Here is a 20,066-nt window from a genome sequence, read left to right as displayed (position 1 = left end):
TGAGCCATTTTTTCTGTAATTAAACGGCAACTTGAGCACCGCTGTCATAAAATGGCAACAAAAGCTTTATTTAATCTGCGTACCTAAAGTGTTGGAGCAACAACAAAAGCAATCTTGCGCCAACCCAGATTTAACTTCTTAGTAAGCAACTATTGGAAGCCTGGTCTATTCACCAGGTTAGGTAAAATGGCAGAAAAAACGATTTTAGTAGTAGACGACGAAGCCCCGATTCGCGACATGCTCCGAGTGGCTCTGGAAATGGCAGAGTATTCCGTATTGGAAGCAGGCGATGCGCAAGAGGCCCACGGCCTGATCGTCGACCGCAAGCCAGACTTGGTTCTACTCGACTGGATGCTACCCGGCACCAGCGGCATTGAGTTAGCACGACGTTTGAAACGTGACGAAGTCACCCGCGAGTTACCCATCATCATGCTTACCGCAAAAGGTGAAGAGGATAATAAAGTTCAAGGGCTCGAAGTCGGTGCTGACGATTACATCACCAAACCTTTTTCCCCACGGGAGTTGGTGGCTCGCCTGAAAGCGGTACTCAGACGCACGGACACCTTATCGACAGGTGAACCTATTCGCGTTGATGGCCTTTGTCTTGACCCAAGTAGCCACAGAGTCACTATTAACGACGTGCCTGTCCAAATGGGTCCAACAGAGTATCGTCTGCTAGAATTCTTCTTAACTCACCAAGAGCGCGTATACACTCGCAACCAGCTTCTCGATCACGTTTGGGGCGGTAATGTATATGTGGAAGAACGTACAGTGGATGTCCATATTCGACGCTTGCGTAAAGCCTTATCGCTTGATGGACATGACCGTTTTATTCAAACTGTACGCGGGGCAGGTTACCGATTCTCCAATAAAGTGTCTGTGCCTAATAATTAATACTCAGAGCAGAATATGCTCTTCACCTCGATAATTGGGCAGTATGTTTCGCAGAGGTCTGAAAACCGAACTGCGGTGGTTAATTCTTTACCTCGCGGTTGTTGCTTTTATTGGCGTAAGCATTGAAAAACTCGCCGTCTCTCTGGTTATAGGCCTTCTGCTCTATATCGCCTGGCTGTTCTACAACCTGCATAAACTGGAAAGCTGGGTACTCACCACACGACGTAAATCCGCCCCGAAGAACACATTAAACGGCATCTGGGGCGAAATTGCCGATGACGTAATTCTGCTATGTAACCGCTACGAAAAAGACAAGCAACGCCTTCAGGCGGTGGTAAGCCGCGTTCAGGACATGACCTCGGCCCTTACCGATGGGGTTATTCTGGTTGATGGCCGCTCCAACATTGAGTGGTGGAACCAGGCCGCCAAACGGCTATTCGATTTTCGGCAAGTAGACTTGGGCCACAAGCTGACCAACATTATCCGTCACCCGGATTTTATCCAATATTTTGAGGGGGGTAATTACGACGAACCGATAGAACTGGAATCCGTTCGCCTGTCAGGCCAGCATTTACAATTTCAGGTTCACCGGTTTGGAATTGGCGAACGCATGGTCATCGTTCGCGATATTACCCGCGTGTTCAAACTCGAATTAATGCGCAAGGATTTTGTCGCTAACGTATCACACGAGTTACGCACCCCCCTGACCGTGGTTCGCGGGTATATCGAAACCCTGGCCGATAACGACGAAATTCCCAATGTATGGAAACGTGCGTTCAGTCAGATGCAAGATCAGTGTCAACGTATGACGGCGTTGGTGAACGATTTAATTACCCTGACCAAACTGGAAACGGATGACAGAGATATTCGTCAGGAAGCGGTCGATTTACTTCCCGTTATTGAATCCATATTGGCAGACGCCCGAGCCCTGTCTGGAGAGCGGAATCATAATATCCATGCAAAGGATGCGAGCGATATTGTCATTCTTGGCAACGAGAGAGAGATACGAAGCGCAATTTCCAATTTGGTCTTTAACGCGGTTAAGTATTCTGCCGATGGCTGCGATATTAGTGTGGCTACGCATATTCTCGAAAACGAGTTTGTTATTGAAGTGACCGACACAGGCGCCGGAATTGATCCGAAACATCTGCCACGATTGACCGAACGGTTTTACCGGGTCGACGGCGGTCGCGCAACTAAAACCGGCGGTACCGGTCTCGGCTTAGCCATCGTCAAACACGTGCTTTTACGTCACGATGCCTATCTAAAAATTTCAAGCAAACTGGGTAAGGGCAGTACCTTCAGTTGTCATTTTCCTCTCGACCGCCTGGTCGAACACAATATGGATATTGTCAGCTAAGCATCCGTGATCTATGTTATAGCTCCGCCCACAGGTAAACCCGGCCTCAACAGGTGCCAGTTTGAACTTACAATGTCAATTTATCGATTCAATAAACGCGGTAAAAGCCAGTGAGTGGAACGCCCTGTTTCATCACAGCGATAATGAAACCCAACCCTATCCATTTATTTGTCATGAATTTTTAGCTGCATTAGAAAATGCCGGCTGTACAACAGAAACCACCGGATGGAAACCACAACACCTGTTGGTTTTTCATAACAGCGAATTAATTGCAGCCATGCCGCTGTACCTGAAATATCACTCTTACGGTGAATATGTATTTGATTGGAGTTGGGCGGACGCCTATGCACGTTATGGTTTGGAGTACTATCCAAAATTACTGAATGCCATCCCCTTTACCCCATCCGTCGGCCCCAGGTTTGGGCTTGCACCTTTTGTATCCGGAGATGAAAAGGAAAACATTTATTCATTTGCCATTGGGAAGATACAGGAACATGCAGAAAACATTCACGCCAGCGGTTTTCATTGTTTATTTCCCAGCAATTTCCCGTCGAAAACCAAAAATGGTTTTAGTACACGCATAGGCTGCCAATTTCGCTGGCAAAATAACAATTACCGAACCTTTGATGAGTTCCTTACCACATTTAACTCACGCAAACGTAAATCCGTAAAAAAAGAACGCAAAGACATCCTGTCGCAAAATATCATATTCAAACGAAGAAAGGCATCGGAATTATCCAGCGAAGACTGGCAACGCTTTTATTTTTTATATCGCGACACCTATTTAAAACGCAGCGGTCACGATGGCTACTTAAATCTGGAATTTTTTCTGCAGGCAGCTTCGGCGTTGCCAAAACAAACATTATTAGTTACCGCACACAAACAAATGAAAACCGATTTTTTTGCAGCGGCGCTTTATTTTATGGATTCCCACACACTTTATGGGCGTTATTGGGGAACGATCGAAGATATCAATGGGTTGCATTTCGAAACCTGCTACTACCAGGGTATCGAATATTGCATTGAAAATAATTTACACAGCTTCGATTCCGGTGCACAGGGAGAACATAAAATCCAAAGAGGATTTACTCCAATTGAAACCTGCTCGTACCACTGGATTCGCCACGCTGAATTTTCTCATGCCATTCATCAATTTGTGAATGAAGAAGCTAAGGAAATAAAACGCTATATCACGGACTGTAGTAATTACCTTCCGTTTAAAACAATTCCCTAATTCTCATTTGATTTATGAATACTGTGAAATGGTATAAGCCATTCGCTTTTACCTGTGTTCACTGAAAATGACTGTGATAGTATCCGCTGCACTCGATAACTTCCTATTTATCTGGTTCACTATCATGAACGATAATTTCTTACGCAGAATTAAGGCGCTATCCGTTTTTTTATTATGTTTTGTGATAGTCGCCTGTAACGGAAAAAGCAGCGGCCTAGCTCAACCTTCCAGTTCCAGTTCCAGTTCCAGTTCCAGTTCCAGTTCCAGTTCCAGTTCCAGTTCCAGTTCCAGTTCCAGTTCCAGTTCCAGTTCCAGTTCCAGTTCCAGTTCCAGTTCCAGTACAGGATCATCTTCAAACAGCTCTGGATCAAGTAGTTCCGGCAGTAGTTCATCTGGTGGTGCGTTGGAACGTGTCAGTAATTCAAGCTGTATTGCACCGAATCAACCTGGCTCTAGTACAGCGACGATTGGTATTGAACCTGTGTTCACTGGCGTTGGTTCAATGAGCCAAATCCTGGGCCTGATGCAAGCACCGGGCGACAACACGCAGTTTTATTATTTTTTGCGTACCGGGCAAATATATCGCTTTGAAAACAGAGCTGATGTCACGTCCAGCACACTGCTTCTGGACCTAAGCAACAAGGTTCGGGTGCAATCGGAAATGGGTTTATTGGGCATGGCCATACATCCCAATTTTACCAGTAACGGGTATGTTTACTTTTACTATAGCGATGACACCAGCAATGGCGATTCCACTATATCCCGCTTTACGTTTACTGGAAGCGCCTTCGATAGCAGTTCAGAGCAAGTCATTTTGCGTGTTCCACAACCGGCAGGAAATCACAACGGCGGCGCCATCCACTTTGGTCAAGATGGTTATTTGTATATAGGCTTTGGGGACGGCGGCGGCAGTAACGACCAATTCGGTAACGGCCAAAATAGTTTAAGCCTGCTCGGAACAATTCTTCGTATTGATGTGGATAGCGGCTCACCCTATTCCATTCCTTCCGATAACCCCTTTGTTGGCAATAATAACTACCTCCCGGAAATTTATGTCTGGGGGCTACGCAACCCCTGGCGATGGAGCTTTGATTCCCAAACTGGTGCAATGTGGGTGGCGGATGTTGGACAAAATACTTATGAGGAAGTGAACCGGGTAATGGCAGGCAATAACCTTGGCTGGCCAATCATGGAAGCAACACACTGCTTTCAGGCAGCTTCCTGTGATCAAACCGGTTTAACCCTACCCGTTGCGGAGTACGACCACAGCGACGGCAACTGCTCAATTACTGGAGGCTATGTTTATCGCAGCAGTGTTATCCCCACGCTACAGGGCAGTTTTCTCTATGGTGACTATTGCAGTGGTAGTCTGCGCCGTACTTGGCAGGAAAACGGCAACTGGCAATCCGAGCAATTAACATCAACCGGGTTAACCCTCGCCAGTTTCGGTACAGATAACAACGGTGAGGTTTACCTGTTAAATATGCTGTCTCAACCACATATTTATAAAATGGTTGAAACCACGCCGGCGGATTCCAATATTCCTCAGACTTTGTCCGCTTCTGGCTGTTTCAGCTCGACGCAGAACAAAACCCTTGCACCGGGCGTAGTGCCCTATTCCGTTCGCAGCCAGCTCTGGTCTGACGGCGCATTGAAGCAACGGCATTTTGCCATTCCGGATAGCCAATATATCGATATAGAAGCCGACGGCGATTTCACATTTCCGGTTGGTACCATTTTGCTTAAAAGCTTTCTCGATCAAACCACCTGGCTGGAAACCCGCTTATTCATGCGCCATGAAAACGGTTGGGCCGGATACAGCTACCAGTGGCTTCCAGATGGTTCGGATGCGGTTTTGTTAACCGAAGGAAAAACTCAGGATACCGGGAATTTTATTCACACCTTTCCCTCCCGCGGGGAATGCATGCAATGCCACACCGGCGTTGTGGGCGGCTCACTCGGCTTGGAAGCCGGGCAATTGGATTGGGACTTCACTTATCCAGTGAGCACGCAGACATCAAATCAGGTTGAGGCGCTGGTGCAGGCTGGTTACCTCTCAAGCTCACCTACGAGCGCTCAGCGGGCTTATTTACCCGCCTTGGATGACAATCAGGCGAGCCTGGATCAACGTGCCAGAAGCTATTTGCACAGCAATTGCAGTGGTTGCCATAGACCCGGCGGGCCAGGGTCTCTGATTGACCTGCGCGTGCAGACACCACTTGTCGATACAGGAACCTGTGACCAAGCTCCAGCGGCCGGGGATTTAGGGCTTCCTAACGCCAGGATTATTGCGCCCGGTGATGCCACCAGATCGGTTCTTCTATCCAGAATGCTGGCTACTGACGTTAATCGTATGCCACCCTTGGCTAGTTTGATTGTGGATCAAGAAGCCACTGCATTAATGGAAAGCTGGATTAATAATCTGGTGGGGTGTAACTAAGTTAGCCAGCTTTAAAAAGCTGGTAAATATCCAGGGCTTGCCGCCGTGATTCAGCGAGATCAATCACTGGTGATGGATAGTCATGATCCAGTTTGACTCCCGCTTGTTCAAGTATGGCTTGTGGCGCTGTCCAGGGCGCATGAATCCATTTATCCGGCAGCTTCGACAACTCCGGTAGCCATCGACGAATGTAGTCACCCCTGGCATCAAATTTTTGGCTTTGGGTGACCGGGTTAAAAATTCTGAAATAAGGCGCAGCATCCGCACCACACCCTGCAACCCACTGCCAACTGGCGGAATTACTGGCCAGATCCGCATCAACGAGAGTGTCCCAGAAATATTTTTCACCCTCCTGCCAGGGCACCATCCCGTTTTTCACTAACAGTGATGCGACCACCATACGCACCCGGTTATGCATCCAACCCGTTTCCCACAGTTGCCTCATTCCGGCATCCACCAAAGGAATACCCGTCTCACCTTGCTGCCAGCGCTTGAGCAGGTGTTTATCTTTTTTCCAAGGGAAACCCTCAAACTTGGTATTGAAGGGCTTATTGACGATATGGGGCCAGTGAAACAGCAGGTAATAAGAAAACTCCCGCCAACCTAACTCGCGCAAATAATTGGCAGCCCCGTTTCCTTCGCCCCCCAGAACGCTGATGGTATGCCAAACCTGACGGGGGGAGATTTCACCAAAATGCAAATGCGGCGACAGCTGAGACGTGCCTTCCACACCAGGCACATCCCGTTCATGATCATATTCATCGACACACTGGGTGAAGGTTTTGAGGTTTTTATGCGCGCCCTTTTCGCCTGGCAGCCAATAAGAATGAAACTTATCTGCCCAACGCTCCTCTTGAGGCAATAAGGAAAGATCATCAAGGCTTAAACTTGTAATCTCTTCAACCGGCATAAAGTTCAGGCTGGTAATATTTTTTAGCGGCGCTTTCGGCTCTGGAAGTTTGAGACAGGCTTTCCAAAAGGGGGTAAACACTTTGAAAGGCAGACCAGCCTGATTATATATGGCGTCTGGCTCAAACAGGAGAGAACCACCAAAGCGTTTTGCTTCTATTCCCCTTTTAGAGAGTTTTTTCTTTAACAGCTCTTCCTCTTTTAAGTAATACGGCTCGTAGGCTCTGGACCAGAAGACACTTTCGGCATTCAGTGCTTTGGCCAAACAATCAACCGTTTCCGCCCATTTTCCCCTGCGCAAAATTAAGCGGCCGCCCATTTTTGCGAGCTTTTCCTGCATAGACGCCAAGCTTTGCTGCAACCACCAGCGACTTGCACCGCCTAGCGCAGGGGTTGCCTTTTCGTCAAAAACATAACAGACAACAATCTGTCGATTGGTTTGTTTGGCAGCAAATAAAGGCGGGTGGTCTGCAAGGCGTAAGTCATTACGTAGGCAAACCAGAATAGGAGCTTCGGACATAGCGAGTCGTTTCTTAACATCTGGAAGGGTGTTTACGCCGCGGCCTACACTTTAGATCTATGTAATGGCTTTGGAAAGGGCTTCAAATTTTGCCGGGTCATTATCAACAAAACGCACGGTTACCCTAAGCAGTTTGCATTCCGGCCGAGGTTCCGTTGCTTGAACAGAATGAATATACGCATTTAACCGGCCAATCATATTGCCATCTTTATCTACCAGATCCACAGCGGCCTGATCAAACACAGAAGGAACAGATTCCGGCCGAGGCATGGTTCCCGCTAATGCCTGTAGCGAAACCTCCCTCACCTCAAGTGGAACCTGACTCTTGGCAAACCGAAGTACGGCTTTGCCGGTAAAATTACCCACGGGAGCCGGTTTGGGTTTAGCGGCAGGTTTCGGCTTGCCGAACCCCGCTGCAACAACGACTTTGTTTTTTTGCTGTGTTGCACCAGCGAGCTTTGCTTTAGTGGCGCCGCCGGTAAGCACATCTACCGAGCTAGCATGGGTGGCTTGATCCAGACGAGAACGCTTGGGCGAATACCCCATCTTTTTAAACTGTTTAGCCAGCTTGTGTTTCAACTCTTCTGGGGTAAAAGGTTTGGTCAAGTAGTCGTTCACACCAGCCTTTACAGCCAAGATAACGTGATTCCTGTCGCCCCGACTGGTCACCATAATAAAAGGCGTTTCGTAATAGGAAGGGTGTGAACGCACCCACTGCAAAAGCTCTTCACCAGACATTTCCGGCATTTCCCAGTCTGATAGAATCAGGTCTATCTGGTTTGCCTTCATCACCGAAACAGCTTTTTTGCCGTCAATCGCATCGAATAAGTGAATATCCGCTGCCATTTGCCGGATAGTGCGCTTGATCGTATCACGTACGAAACTCGCATCATCCACAACCAGAATGTTTAACCCCATATATCAGCTACTCAAATCCTTTCCGAGCAGCGACGGGATCAGGCTTTACGCGTAAACACCCATTTCGTTGGCTCGGATAACGCTTCGTTGTATAAATACCCATCCCAGTCAAAGCCCTTCAATTTGTCGGGATCGGTAATCCGATTCTTTATAATATAGGCGCTCATCAAGCCTCTTGCCTTCTTCGCGAAAAAGCTGATGATTTTGTAATCCCCGTTTTTCCAGTCTTTAAATACCGGAGTAATAATCTGGCTGTTTAATTGCTTCTGCTGAACGGACTTAAAATACTCATTAGAGGCGAGATTTATCAAATATTCGCCTTTAAGCTTTTTCTGCTGTTTGTTTAACTCATCGGTTATTTTGCTGCCCCAGAAGGCATATAGATCCTTGCCACGGGTATTCTGAAATTTGGTTCCCATTTCCAGTCGGTATGCCTGCATTAAATCCAAAGGTTTTAGCACACCATAAAGTCCGGAAAGAATGCGAAGGTGCTGCTGGGCAAATGTCAGATCATCATTGGTCAGGTTATAGGCATCCAGCCCCACATAAACATCACCTTTAAAGGCAAAAATCGCCTGGCGCGCGTTCTCTTTGTCAAAAGGCAGAGACCATTGTTGAAAACGGTCGTAGTTAAGTGTGCCCAACTTGTCACTGATACTCATCAGCTTGGAAATATCATGCGGAGCCAGGTTTTTCAGGTCTGAAATAAGCTCCTGAGCATCATCCAGCAAGGCGCCTTGCGTGTTCTTTTTGGTCGGCGTGGGGGTTTCATAGTCCAGGTTTTTCGCTGGAGAAATCACAACGAGCATAACAATATTCTTTTATTTGACGTGGGTTTATCAGGAAAGTGAAGCCAGAGCTTCGGCTAGTAGCCGGGGATTATAGTAAGTGTTGCGATCACCTGTCACAAGCCTTGATTTAAGAACCTGAATACCATGCGCCTGAATAAAATCAGTATCCAGATCGCCCCTGTAGAGGCTTGAATCCTCGTCCAGTAATACATGTGTCAGTAACGTTTTAGTCTCTACCGAATTGCCCGCATCCCGCCGCAAATAGCGAATCAACGTTTCAACCGATTCCTGTAAGCACATTCCATATTGTTCGTTGTCCGTGCCTAAATTGGGTACATAGACCTTATTACATTCTGTGCTGGCAACCGCCTTACCCGCACCTTTGGGCAATAGGTTTGCAATAATACTCGAATAAAAACTGCCTGGAGGGTAACAAATCAGGTCCGCGCTTTTTATATATCTTTCGTTGTTTTTGTCCAGATAACAGGTGACCTCGACCCCTTCACCTAAAGATTTCACCAATCTCAAATCAACGATTTTCTTGCACAGGGGCTCCACCTCTTTGCCCGTTATCAGATGTTGCCCAACTACCTCGGTATCATCCTCTAAGCGCGCGAAAAGTTGAAAATCTTCCGTTGAAGTTAACCGCACTATGCCCCGGATGGGAAACAGCAGGTATAACTCTTTCAACATCGATTCGAGGCTTTTGTTATTGCGAAAGTAGACTGCAGTCAGCAGAATATTGCCTAAGCTTGCGCCACAAAAATCAAACTCTCTGGCGAACTTGTTTTTGAAATAAATCAGGTTTTTTATGACGTAGTCTTTAATCAGCAATGGCAACTTTTCAAAGACCAAATGATTGCCTTCAAGCAGATTGTTAAATTCTTCCAGACACTTTCTTTTATCGTCCGACTCCGCTGTACGGTACTTAAATAACCAGGCAATTTCCTTATACCCTCTGGCATCTTCATCCATTAAAGCAACCATACGATTACGCAGGTCACCAAATGCGGGAATATTGAACGCTTTTCGGAGCTTACCCGTGCTGCCGCCAGAGTCGAAGGGGGATATGAGATGTATGGAGAGGGGGGTAATTTTTTTTAATTGCGCGGATAACCCGGTAAGCGCACTACCTCCAGAGAAGAAAAGGATCTGTGGAGGTAGATTGGATGGGTTCTGTTCCTTAACCAACCCATCTTCAATAAGCTTGCGTAAGATTAGATGATCCAAAACCTAACCCTAGTGATCATGATCAATGTGCAAAAAGTCATATAAGCATCCCACTTTGAATGACTTAGAGCCAATCAAGCGTCTTTATTTTTTATGCATTTGCTGCGCGTAGTAAACAGCACCAACTTCGGGCTGTTCTTTTGGCTCTACGACAAAATCCAACACTTCCTGACTCAGGTAGGGCTTCCACAGAAAGCCAATTCCACCAATCATTGATAACGCCGGAGCACCAAATTCTTTGAGCTTTAAGCTTAGATCATTTACATAAGCTGCGCCGACTTCGATAATTTTCTGCGCAACCTCGTCACCCGCTTTTGCCGTGTTAAAGGCACCCAAGGCCAGTTGCGCAAATTCACTAGAAGGTTTCCCTGCCATATGCTCAATCGAATCGATGAGGTCATTCAGCTCATATTTTTCCAAAACCCACTCCTCAAGTGAGGTTTTGGGGCCCAGCTGGTCGTAGGATAACAACGCCGCTTTCAGAATTTCCAAACCTAACCAAGCGCCGCTGCCCTGATCGCCAAGGGGAAAACCATAGCCACCAAGCATCAAGTCTTTACCCTCAACATGAGCAAAACCGCAAGACCCGGTACCAGTAACGATAATTGCACCATCACCGCCATGAGCACCCAGACACGCTGTGTGCAGATCGCCAGTCAGATACATTGCTTTGAATGGGTGATCCCAAGCTTCCATCGCCTTTTTCGGACCCGGAATATTAACCCCAGCCAATCCCAAACCTGCAACACAATCTCTCAAATGTGTTGCCTTTAGTCCGGCATCTACAAGCGCCATCTGACAGGCATTGGTAATCGAATCCTTCGCCCGCTCTAAGTTTTGGTAGGGATTTGCTCCGCCACCAAGGCCTTCGCCTTTGATTTCACCATCAATCCATACAACGGCTTTACACTTAGTGCCACCGCCATCGACGCCTATATATATATTTTCTGAGCTTTTCGTTTCGGACATATAAACCTCAAATTGCTAGTCTACCCCATACTTGAAAGGTTAACAGACTTGAAAACCATACTTATTAATTTTATCCAAGAGCTCTCTGTGGCCTGGCAGCCTCTCGTTAAGAGACTGGCTTTCCTTGCGAATTCTGGAAAATTCTGCTTCAGCAAGCTCATCATCACAATACTTTAATCGAATATCATCCAATTCAGGTAAATGCTTCATTCCATAAAGAACATATAAATAATTATCTAAATTAAATACATCAAAGCGGCTAAAAAAATCAAAAGTGGTAGGAACCGCTCTCTTCCATAAATCTAACCGTTCTTTTAACGTGTCCGGTGCACTATCCTCACTCACATTATCCAACCAGAACTGCGAATCTCTCCTGCGAGAAATAAAATAATGCAACTTCACGAAATCAATAATTCTATCCCAAATATACTTAACATATTTATTGTATTGCTTTTCTATTTTATCTAAATCATTGAAGTGTGTAGGAATTTTTTCAGCAAGCAATCTACTGGACACGTCAAATGCAAGCAAACCTGTCGCCTCTAATGGTTCCACAAATCCCGCAGACAACCCTATTGCGACACAGTTTTTTTCCCAGAACTTTTCTCTATAGCCTATTTTCATAGGTATTTTTCTAGCGCCGTCAATGTTACTTTCAGGGCCAAGGTATTTGCGTAGAGTTTCTTCCGCCTGGCTATCATCTGTATATTTACTCGAATACACATACCCAATGCCTTTACGGTTAGTTAACCCAATATCCCAGATCCAACCATTTTTTTTTGCTGTAGAAATTGTATAAGGTGGGACTTCACACGCTAAATTTTCATACGGAACCTGAACTGTTAATGCTGTATCAACAAAGAGGTATTTTCCTTTATCTATAAAAGGTACTTTTAAAGCGTCGCCAACCAAGAGGGAGCTAAATCCTGAACAATCGACAAAAAAATCTGCTTCGATATCACTACCCGACATAAGTCGAACCGAATCAATATAACCAAGACTGTTTAAACAGGCTTCGAGCACTTCATCCTCTATATGGATAACACCATACTTCTTGGTGGCATTCTCCTTCAACATCATAGAGAACTTAGCGGCGTCAAGGTGATAGGCGTAATTAGCTCCACCATCAAACTCTGGGGTAGTAATTAATTTTGGCGCTTTAAAGTCATCGCATAAGTGAGACTGAGCCGATATAGCATTGGCATAAGTAGTTTTTTTTACTTCTTTTTTTATCCAATATGCAGACAAATCGTTAAAGCGAGTCCTTGGAGGGTCAAACACATGGTGATAGTAATCATTATTTCCAGAGTCCACCCAGTCAACGAATTTTATTGATTGCTTAAACGTAGCATGACATTTCTGCATAAAATCCGTTTCGCGAATACCAAAATACATAAGGGTGTTTCGCATCTCAGGTACAGTACCTTCTCCAACACCTATCGTGGGTATATTTTTTGACTCTATTAACCTAATGGATATTTCTGTATTAGATAGTTTTTTCCCGAGATGGTTAGCGGCCAACCAGCCGGCAGTACCACCTCCAATAATGACAATACTTCTTATCGCCCTGTTCTCAACCATTAAGAAGTTCTCACGATTTTTTTTGTCTTTTTAGAATCAAACTATGAATTTGATTTAGAGATATAAGGTGTCCATATATACTTGGCAGAAAGCCTCTTTTTCTCATATCCTCAAACGCCGATGCAGAAAGTCCGGCCAGTTTTTCTTCATCTATAGTGTAGATGCCATTAAGATTAAACTGTTCATTTTCAGTAAAATTTAGCGCGATGCTTTTTTGGACTAGAAGCTCATTTTCAACCAAGTAGGAAATATAGCCCTCGGTCATTTTTACATCAGCATCATATTGCGCAAGCATAGCTGTCCGAGACTTTAGAAACTCACTTTCATCACCACTTTCCTCAAACAGGGCAATGCCGCTATCGTCGACCAGTGAACTATTCTCATTAATACATACAAACGCCTGTGTTTTATCTCCGTCCTCGTTCCTTCCTAATTGAAACGGAAGATTCCTCAGAGCCGCGGGGATATACACGCTAAGCCATTCTCCGTTTTCAACGAATAGATTTTCTCCCGGTTTCAATCCGCACATAGCCACAAGGCGAAAAGTACCTGTATTTGCATCCTTCACATAAACAACAGGGAAAACTACAGCAGCTCTCGCGATCTCCTGAGCCGCCAAAGGTACTAGCTGCTGGCCTTCAACGACCGAAGTATCTACCTGATCAAGAACTTTGATATGTTTGTGGTTGTCTTTGCTCAATGGCACTATGCTAGCAGACATTCATTTCTCCAATTTGATACGTTTCAAACAACTCTAGTGAATCACAAGAGCAAGATATCTTCACATTTTTGATTTGGCAAACTTTTGCCAGTGACTTCACGGTACAGTTTACCAGCGAGCCCTACCTTTGTGTGAGCAAAAAAAAACCCAGCCTAAATAGACTGGGTTTTTTGAGGTACTTACTAATGAATTAGAAGCGGAAGTTAACACCTAGGATGTAACGAGCTTCACCTTCATAAGTCCAAGTTGGGTAACCTTCAGATAGCTCAGCTTGGTAACCTGCGTCCGCAGATGCAGCACCGGTTTGAATACTGTCTTCCTCAAGAAGGTTAACAATATCAAACGTAATACCAATCATATCCATTGGTTGAACACTGAAGCTTAGGTCGAAAGTACCGAAGTCATCATGCATACGGTTACCGTAGAAACCAGATTCACGAATCATGTACTCTGAACGCCAGTTATACGCTGCTCGAGCTGAGAAAAGATCGTTCTCATAGAAACCAACCAAGTTAAGAGTATTCTCAGAGCTATCTGTGAACACACCAACTCGATCATTGAAGTTTTCAGGCTCTGCATTAGCATTAGCGTAGGTGTAGTTAACAATACCACCGAAACCACTGTCTAGAGTATGCTGCCACTGAACTTCGAAACCATCGATCTCACCGCCACTACCGTCTTTCTTAGTAATAACAGTCCAATCATCACAGTTACAACCAGTATCGACGATACCAACTTCCTGATTAGGAATGTTTTCGAAAGTAGTGAAGTTACTTACGTCTTTTTTGAAGTAAGTAAGAGACAGCATGTTAGCGTCACCGTAGTACCATTCAACAGACACGTCTGCTTGAGTCGCTTTAAACGGCTTAAGACCAACAGAACCGGTAGTTAGCGTTTGGTTAGCTGGAGAGTTATCCCCTAAACCTGCTAGAGATGTTTTAGCAAACATATCCACATAGTTTGGACGAGAAATTACCTGAGCAGCAGAAGTACGCAATACTACGCTATCAGTAAGCTCAAACTTCACGTTAATGCTTGGCAACACGTCTGAGTACTCAGCTTCCTGGGTAGCGATTGTTTCAGATGTATTGTTGTTACCACCAACACCACCAGTTTCATACCCTTGCTCTGGCACATAGTAATCAGAGGATGCTTCAGTCTTAACATAACGCAAACCAAAATTACCGCTTACGCCTTCAGACTCAAACTCAGCCATTACATATGCTGCTTGGTTGTCTTCTTCGATTGTACCGTAGCCTGCACGGTCTTCAGCCCAACCTACTTGGTTAGCTTTTACATATGCATGCATCGCATCGAAGTTTGGATTTGGAACTGCATAACCTTGCATGCCAGCAGGAACAGTGCCACCCCAGTAGTTACTTGCAGAGCGAGCTTCATAACCGTCTGCGTCAACAACAACAAATAGAGTTTTGTCTGTTACTTCATGGGAAGTGGTACGGATACCGGCTTTAATAGTATTAATAGCGTTAAATTCTACATTGAATGACGTATCTACTTGGAAGTAAGTCTCTTCATCTGTATTAGGCTGAGATTTTTCGGCCCAACCAGAAGGTAGTACGGTATTTGCACCAGTAACAACAGCATTACCATCAGCGTCAGCAACGTTAATGTCAGCTACAGTCCAACCTGCATCAGCCAGGCTCAACTTGATTTCATCGCCACGCGCATCAATAGTACCGTAAACGTCTGAAGGAACACCGATGAAGTTACCGTAGTTAGTAGTTAAGTCAGTACCACCTTCAGATTCAGTTTTACCCAAGCGAGCTGTAACTTCACCCCAATCACCTTCATAAGAGAAGTCAAGGTCGATAGTTTCAGAATCCATGCTAGCAGCACGAGCAAAGGTCTGGAAGTAAGTGTTTACAGGCACATTGTCAGCATCGTTAGTAACTAATGTACATACACCACGCGCATTAATCTCATCACAATTTGAATTGTCAGTGCCAAGTTGTTGGAAGATGAATGCTGTACTGTTGGTGTTATCCGCTACCAACTCCAAATTCATGTAGTGTAGACCGAACTGCAGACCTTCAGATGGAGCTACTTGCATAGACAAATCAAACGCAGTGCGCTCACGCTGTTGCTGGAAGTTGTTAACAGAAACAGCAGCGTTCCATCCGTATAGAGACTCAGTACCTAGACGGTGGTACTCACTGTCTTGCCATGCACCAGCAACAAGAATACCGAATACTTCGTTATCAGTTTTGAAGCTGTACATACCAGACAATTGAGGGTCAACTTCTTCAGAAACGGTGCCGTAAGCTGCTTCAGCTGACAAGAATACTGTGTGAGCATCAAGGTCTAGTGGTTTACGAGTTTTAACGTTAACTGTACCACCGATACCGCCTTCTACAAGATTCGCTTGAGAAGATTTGAATACTTCAATACCAGCAATCATTTCTGGTGGAAGAAGGGTGTAGTTGAAACTACGGTCGATTGACTGCTGGTCGTACCAACCAGTAGAAGCAACGTTTTGACCATTAAGAGTAGTCAAAGTCAATTGGTTAGAAGCACCACGAATAGAAACTTGCTGACCTTGACCGAATTGACGGTTAACAGCAACACCTGGAATACGACCAAGAGCTTCTGCAACGTCACTATCTGGGAATTTACCAATATCTTCAGCTGATACTGCGTCAACTACTGATGTAGATGCGCGCTTGATATCAACAGAAGCTTGTAGCGAACCGCGGATACCGGTAACAACTACTTCTTCTTCGACAAGACCTGAATCTTGTGCGAAAACTGCACCAGAAAGTGCAAGTGACCCTAAAGAGCCACAGATTAGGGCAGATTTGTTAATCGCCTTAATTGCATTTTTTAACTTCGCAGACATGTGCGTCCCCTTGTCCTAAATATTATTTGTTATGTGTCTAGAACTTCTAGATCTTCGATCACTCTATACACAATAGTAAATACTACGCATAGAGCGACCTCGGCTGAAGACATTAATCCCCGCGGAACTATATGTCAAGCGCCTATTAGTGTTTGAAAATTAACCACTTTTCGACATATCAAATGGCACGTGTTTCCACAAAAAACAATAATAACAAGCCAATCTAAAAATTTTTTTTAATATAATTTTTACCAATTAAAAATGGTTACATTATGTTCGTTTTAGGATGATTTTTTTTGCGCATACTGGACAATCTCTTCTGCTACGGAATGTGTTAGCAGGTAGCTTTCCAGCAACTTTAAGTTGTCACCTACTTGTATTTCACCAAGAAAAGCAGCAACCATATCGACAAAGCCACGCTTATAAAGATTCGATTGCCAGCCGTTATCAAGGAAGTTTTTCTTCCCTTCAGCGTCATAGTGTTCCACTTGTTCAAGGTTGGTTATACGCCATTTTTCAACGCTTGAACCGCATTCAAACTCTTCTTCCGTGCATGCATTAATTCTGTTCATGCTTGCAATGGCTATATTACTATCGTGTTGCCATGAGACATTTATCGCTTGTAATAAGTTGCCTTTTTGTAATAGATGGATACTGGGATCTTGGATGTGTTTATTAACCTGTAAAACGGAATCCAATACATGAATAAAATCGTCAAAAACAAAATTTCGAATTTCACCTGGTAGGTTAAAGCGGTTTTTTTTATAACAGACATAATTGGATTCTAACGCGTACAGAGGTTGATACTGAGGAATATAGCGGCGGTTAAACGCCGTAAAAAAAGTAACTTTTTTTGATTTAGATAAACTAATCAAGCTTTTAACTTCATCCAAGTAGTAAGCAATCGGTTTATCGATCAGCACTGGAATTTTGTTTTCGAGAAAAAAGCTGGCCAATTCAAAATGGCTTTCTGTCGAAGAATGTACGGTTACCGCATCAATGTTCTTTTTAATTAACTCCCGGTAATCCGTTACATACTCCGCTATTCGATATTGACTTGCCAATGCCCTTACAACGTCTTCGTTTCGGCTACACAGGACTAACTCGATGTTTTTCCAACAAGCTAACAGGGGAAGATATGCTTTTTGAGCGATATCCCCCAGGCCAATCATTGCTATACGCATGTACACCTCAATTATTTGTCGTTATTTGAATGTTAGAGCATCCGAGTTTGGCTCAGAAAAACCTGTACCTAATGTGAGATTTATGTGTTGAGGCCAGTTCTGAGCCATCTTGTTTACAGCATATGGCGATCAACTACCAAATCCCAGCCCCCAGACAACTCATGACAGCCGCCCAAGCGAATATTTGCCTCTGGCACCCAAAATCAGGAGTGATCTCAAGTTCAAAGCACAACAACGATCGGAGACACAAAAAATTACACTAATGAAACATATTCCCGGTTAGAAGAAAATCAAAATACCTTTTCCCCCGAGCGATCTTCCGCTGCAGACCGGATTGATACCAAGCTTCGAACGAGCAAATCTACGACTTTGTTTTCTAAGAAGACCAAATTTCCGGGTAAGCTACCCTTTAATCTGAGAAGGAAGATAAAAAAACGGTGTTGCCATACACCTACGACAACACCGTTTTTAATATTGGTGAGAATTAAAGGCCTAGATGTTTCTCTAATCGACGATTCTCTGTTTCGATGTACTTGTAGAAATCGGGGTCGTCCAACTTAGAAGCCGCAGCTTCGTCAATAATTACGACTACATCTTGGTGGAACTGTAATGCAGAAGCAGGGCACGCAGCAGAAAGAGGCCCTTCCACGGTTTGCTTAACAGCATCTGCTTTGCCTTCTCCAGTAGCAAGTAGAACCACTTTCTTGGCTTCCAGAATAGTGCCAATACCCATAGTAATGGAAAGTTGTGGTTGGAACTCACCTTCTTCGAAGAAACGCGCGTTATCTTCCACAGTTTCCTTGGTCAAGGTTTTTACGCGAGTACGAGACTGCAGAGATGAAGAGGGTTCATTAAAACCGATATGACCATTTCGCCCAATACCCAAAAGCTGAACATCGATACCGCCAGCCTTTTCGATCATGCGCTCATACTCAAGGCACGCTTCAATCGGGTTGTTAGCATCACCCGGTGGAACATTGGTGCGGAACTTTTCGATATCGACATGATTAAACAATTTGTCATTCATAAAGTAGCGATAGCTCTGCGGATGATCTCCAGGTAAGCCAAGGTACTCATCCAAATTAAAGCTGCTTACTTGTCGAAAGCTCACTCGACCTTCTTTATTAGCCGCGATAAGTTCTTGATACATAGCGACAGGAGTGGAACCTGTTGCCAATCCCAAAACAGAATCCGGTTTTTTATTGATTTGTTTTACAAATATTTCTGCACCGTATTTAGCAACTTCTGCAGCGTCATTCAAAATTACGACTTTCATTAAATTCTCCGTTGATTAATGAGCCTGGTGATCACCAGCAACCCACGTATGTTGCACAACAAACTTTTCATTAAAATGGACTAAATCCGCTCGATGGCCAGCTTTAACTCGCCCAAGCTCAGATTCAAGCTGCATAAATTCAGCGGGATATAGCGCAGACATCCGCAACGCCTCTTCTAAACTGATTCCAACATCTTTATGCATAATTCGAACAGCGTCGATCATACCGATTGCACTACCGGCCAAACGACCTTCTGCGTTCACCAAGGCACCATCTTTCTCAAAAATCTCTTCACCATAAATAGTGAACGATTTTTCATCTGACCCAACCGTCGACATGGCATCAGTCACAAGGTAAAGCTTGCCCTGAGGTTTTGCAGCCAATGCCACTAGGATGGAGCCCTTATGTACATGGTGGTTATCCGCAATTAATCCACACCAAGTAGTTTTACTCGACAAAGCAGCACCCACGACACCTGGCTCTCGCCCGGTTTGAGGACTCATTGCATTATACAAGTGGGTGAATCCTTGGAGCCCTTCCTCAATACCATTAACAATATCATCGTATTCAGCATTGGTATGGCCGGCACAAACGACCACCCCAGCATCTGCCAATGATTTAATTTGACCGGCTTTTGCTTTTTCAGGAGCCAGGGTCACCATAACTTTGAAACCCTCGATATCCGAAATCCAGGAGATATCTGTCTTCTCCATTTCCCGGATGTACTTCTCATTATGCGCACCACGTTTTTCCACCGAGAAAAACGGGCCTTCAATATGCACACCCAAAATACCCTTCATTCCCTTTTTGACCGCATCAGCAACCGCTTGCACACCTGCCTGATGAGTTTCACGCGTGTCACTGATCATGGTCGGCAACATTGATGTTGTCCCGGTAGGACGGTGACCATCGAGCATTCTGGCTAAGGAATCAACTGTGGTTTCGTTGGTAAAGAAAGCACCACCACCACCATTAACTTGAAGGTCAATAAAACCGGGGGCAAGAATACCGCCACCCAAATCAACTGAGTCTTGGTCAGAAGTTATTTCGCAAGCAGGAATCACTCGTTCAATTCGATCACCCTTCACTACGACGGCATGATCATGCAAAAAGCGGTCACCAGTAAAAATTTTGGCTCCCACAAGTACTGTAGAAGTATCAGACATGGACCTAAGAACCTT

At 44.8% G+C, this 20,066-nt stretch carries 15 protein-coding genes; 4 read left to right on the top strand and 11 right to left on the bottom strand.

The features are described from left to right. Positions 1-186: 186 nt before the first annotated feature. The 4 genes from phoB (at position 187) to P5V12_RS20210 (ending at position 5,928) form a co-directional block, all read left to right on the top strand. Positions 187-894 (top strand): phosphate regulon transcriptional regulator PhoB, encoded by a 708-nt coding sequence (gene phoB / locus P5V12_RS20225; protein ID WP_316954892.1) that lies wholly within the window; start codon positions 187-189, stop codon positions 892-894. Positions 895-937: 43 nt separating this feature from the next. After that, positions 938-2,254 (top strand): phosphate regulon sensor histidine kinase PhoR, encoded by a 1,317-nt coding sequence (phoR, locus tag P5V12_RS20220; RefSeq protein WP_316954891.1) that lies wholly within the window; start codon positions 938-940, stop codon positions 2,252-2,254. Positions 2,255-2,315: 61 nt separating this feature from the next. After that, a complete protein-coding gene (locus P5V12_RS20215; protein ID WP_316954890.1) occupies positions 2,316-3,488 on the top strand; it encodes a GNAT family N-acetyltransferase in 1,173 nt (390 codons plus the stop codon). Positions 3,489-3,612: 124 nt separating this feature from the next. Beyond that, positions 3,613-5,928, top strand: coding sequence for a PQQ-dependent sugar dehydrogenase (locus tag P5V12_RS20210; RefSeq protein WP_316954889.1), 2,316 nt, complete (start codon positions 3,613-3,615; stop codon positions 5,926-5,928). Position 5,929: 1 nt separating this feature from the next. On the opposite strand, the gene P5V12_RS20205 is transcribed toward P5V12_RS20210, so the two are convergent. The 11 genes from P5V12_RS20205 to nagA form a co-directional block, all read right to left on the bottom strand. Beyond that, positions 5,930-7,357, bottom strand: a complete 1,428-nt coding sequence (locus P5V12_RS20205; protein ID WP_316954888.1) for a deoxyribodipyrimidine photo-lyase — start codon at positions 7,355-7,357, stop codon at positions 5,930-5,932. A 57-nt stretch (positions 7,358-7,414) separates the two neighbouring features. Continuing rightward, positions 7,415-8,275 carry a response regulator gene (locus P5V12_RS20200; protein WP_316954887.1) on the bottom strand — a complete coding sequence of 287 codons (861 nt, stop codon included), beginning with the start codon at positions 8,273-8,275 and terminating at the stop codon, positions 7,415-7,417. 38 nt (positions 8,276-8,313) lie between these two features. Then, positions 8,314-9,084 carry a peroxide stress protein YaaA gene (yaaA, locus tag P5V12_RS20195; protein ID WP_316954886.1) on the bottom strand — a complete coding sequence of 257 codons (771 nt, stop codon included), beginning with the start codon at positions 9,082-9,084 and terminating at the stop codon, positions 8,314-8,316. Between the two features lie 30 nt (positions 9,085-9,114). Continuing rightward, positions 9,115-10,296, bottom strand: coding sequence for a GAK system CofD-like protein (locus P5V12_RS20190; protein WP_316954885.1), 1,182 nt, complete (start codon positions 10,294-10,296; stop codon positions 9,115-9,117). A gap of 84 nt (positions 10,297-10,380) precedes the next feature. After that, positions 10,381-11,265 (bottom strand): N-acetylglucosamine kinase, encoded by an 885-nt coding sequence (gene nagK / locus P5V12_RS20185; RefSeq protein WP_316954884.1) that lies wholly within the window; start codon positions 11,263-11,265, stop codon positions 10,381-10,383. Between the two features lie 39 nt (positions 11,266-11,304). Continuing rightward, positions 11,305-12,846: a tryptophan halogenase family protein gene (locus P5V12_RS20180; RefSeq protein WP_316954883.1), complete on the bottom strand. Its 1,542-nt coding sequence runs from the start codon at positions 12,844-12,846 to the stop codon at positions 11,305-11,307. A gap of 10 nt (positions 12,847-12,856) precedes the next feature. Continuing rightward, positions 12,857-13,567: a SapC family protein gene (locus P5V12_RS20175; protein WP_316954882.1), complete on the bottom strand. Its 711-nt coding sequence runs from the start codon at positions 13,565-13,567 to the stop codon at positions 12,857-12,859. A 190-nt stretch (positions 13,568-13,757) separates the two neighbouring features. Next, on the bottom strand, positions 13,758-16,424 hold the full coding sequence (locus P5V12_RS20170) for a TonB-dependent receptor (RefSeq protein WP_316954881.1): 2,667 nt from the start codon (positions 16,422-16,424) through the stop codon (positions 13,758-13,760). A 281-nt stretch (positions 16,425-16,705) separates the two neighbouring features. Continuing rightward, entirely contained in the window at positions 16,706-17,608 is a 903-nt protein-coding gene (locus tag P5V12_RS20165) for a Gfo/Idh/MocA family oxidoreductase (RefSeq protein ID WP_316954880.1), read from the bottom strand. 484 nt (positions 17,609-18,092) lie between these two features. After that, entirely contained in the window at positions 18,093-18,884 is a 792-nt protein-coding gene (gene nagB / locus P5V12_RS20160; protein WP_316954879.1) for a glucosamine-6-phosphate deaminase, read from the bottom strand. Between the two features lie 15 nt (positions 18,885-18,899). After that, a complete protein-coding gene (nagA, locus tag P5V12_RS20155; RefSeq protein WP_316954878.1) occupies positions 18,900-20,051 on the bottom strand; it encodes an N-acetylglucosamine-6-phosphate deacetylase in 1,152 nt (383 codons plus the stop codon). Between the last annotated feature and the right edge of the window lie 15 nt (positions 20,052-20,066).

The organism is Teredinibacter sp. KSP-S5-2 (assembly GCF_032773895.1).
Lineage (GTDB): Bacteria > Pseudomonadota > Gammaproteobacteria > Pseudomonadales > Cellvibrionaceae.
This window is presented reverse-complemented; position numbering and strand designations above follow the sequence as displayed.

Coding starts and splice junctions, on each gene's coding strand:
- phoB (WP_316954892.1), top strand. CDS start 187: ATGGCAGAAAAAACGATTTTAGTAGTAGACGACGAAGCCCCGATTCGC.
- phoR (WP_316954891.1), top strand. CDS start 938: ATGTTTCGCAGAGGTCTGAAAACCGAACTGCGGTGGTTAATTCTTTAC.
- P5V12_RS20210 (WP_316954889.1), top strand. CDS start 3,613: ATGAACGATAATTTCTTACGCAGAATTAAGGCGCTATCCGTTTTTTTA.
- P5V12_RS20205 (WP_316954888.1), bottom strand. CDS start 7,357: ATGTCCGAAGCTCCTATTCTGGTTTGCCTACGTAATGACTTACGCCTT.
- P5V12_RS20200 (WP_316954887.1), bottom strand. CDS start 8,275: ATGGGGTTAAACATTCTGGTTGTGGATGATGCGAGTTTCGTACGTGAT.
- yaaA (WP_316954886.1), bottom strand. CDS start 9,084: ATGCTCGTTGTGATTTCTCCAGCGAAAAACCTGGACTATGAAACCCCC.
- nagK (WP_316954884.1), bottom strand. CDS start 11,265: ATGTCCGAAACGAAAAGCTCAGAAAATATATATATAGGCGTCGATGGC.
- P5V12_RS20180 (WP_316954883.1), bottom strand. CDS start 12,846: ATGGTTGAGAACAGGGCGATAAGAAGTATTGTCATTATTGGAGGTGGT.
- P5V12_RS20175 (WP_316954882.1), bottom strand. CDS start 13,567: ATGTCTGCTAGCATAGTGCCATTGAGCAAAGACAACCACAAACATATC.
- P5V12_RS20170 (WP_316954881.1), bottom strand. CDS start 16,424: ATGTCTGCGAAGTTAAAAAATGCAATTAAGGCGATTAACAAATCTGCC.
- P5V12_RS20165 (WP_316954880.1), bottom strand. CDS start 17,608: ATGCGTATAGCAATGATTGGCCTGGGGGATATCGCTCAAAAAGCATAT.
- nagB (WP_316954879.1), bottom strand. CDS start 18,884: ATGAAAGTCGTAATTTTGAATGACGCTGCAGAAGTTGCTAAATACGGT.
- nagA (WP_316954878.1), bottom strand. CDS start 20,051: ATGTCTGATACTTCTACAGTACTTGTGGGAGCCAAAATTTTTACTGGT.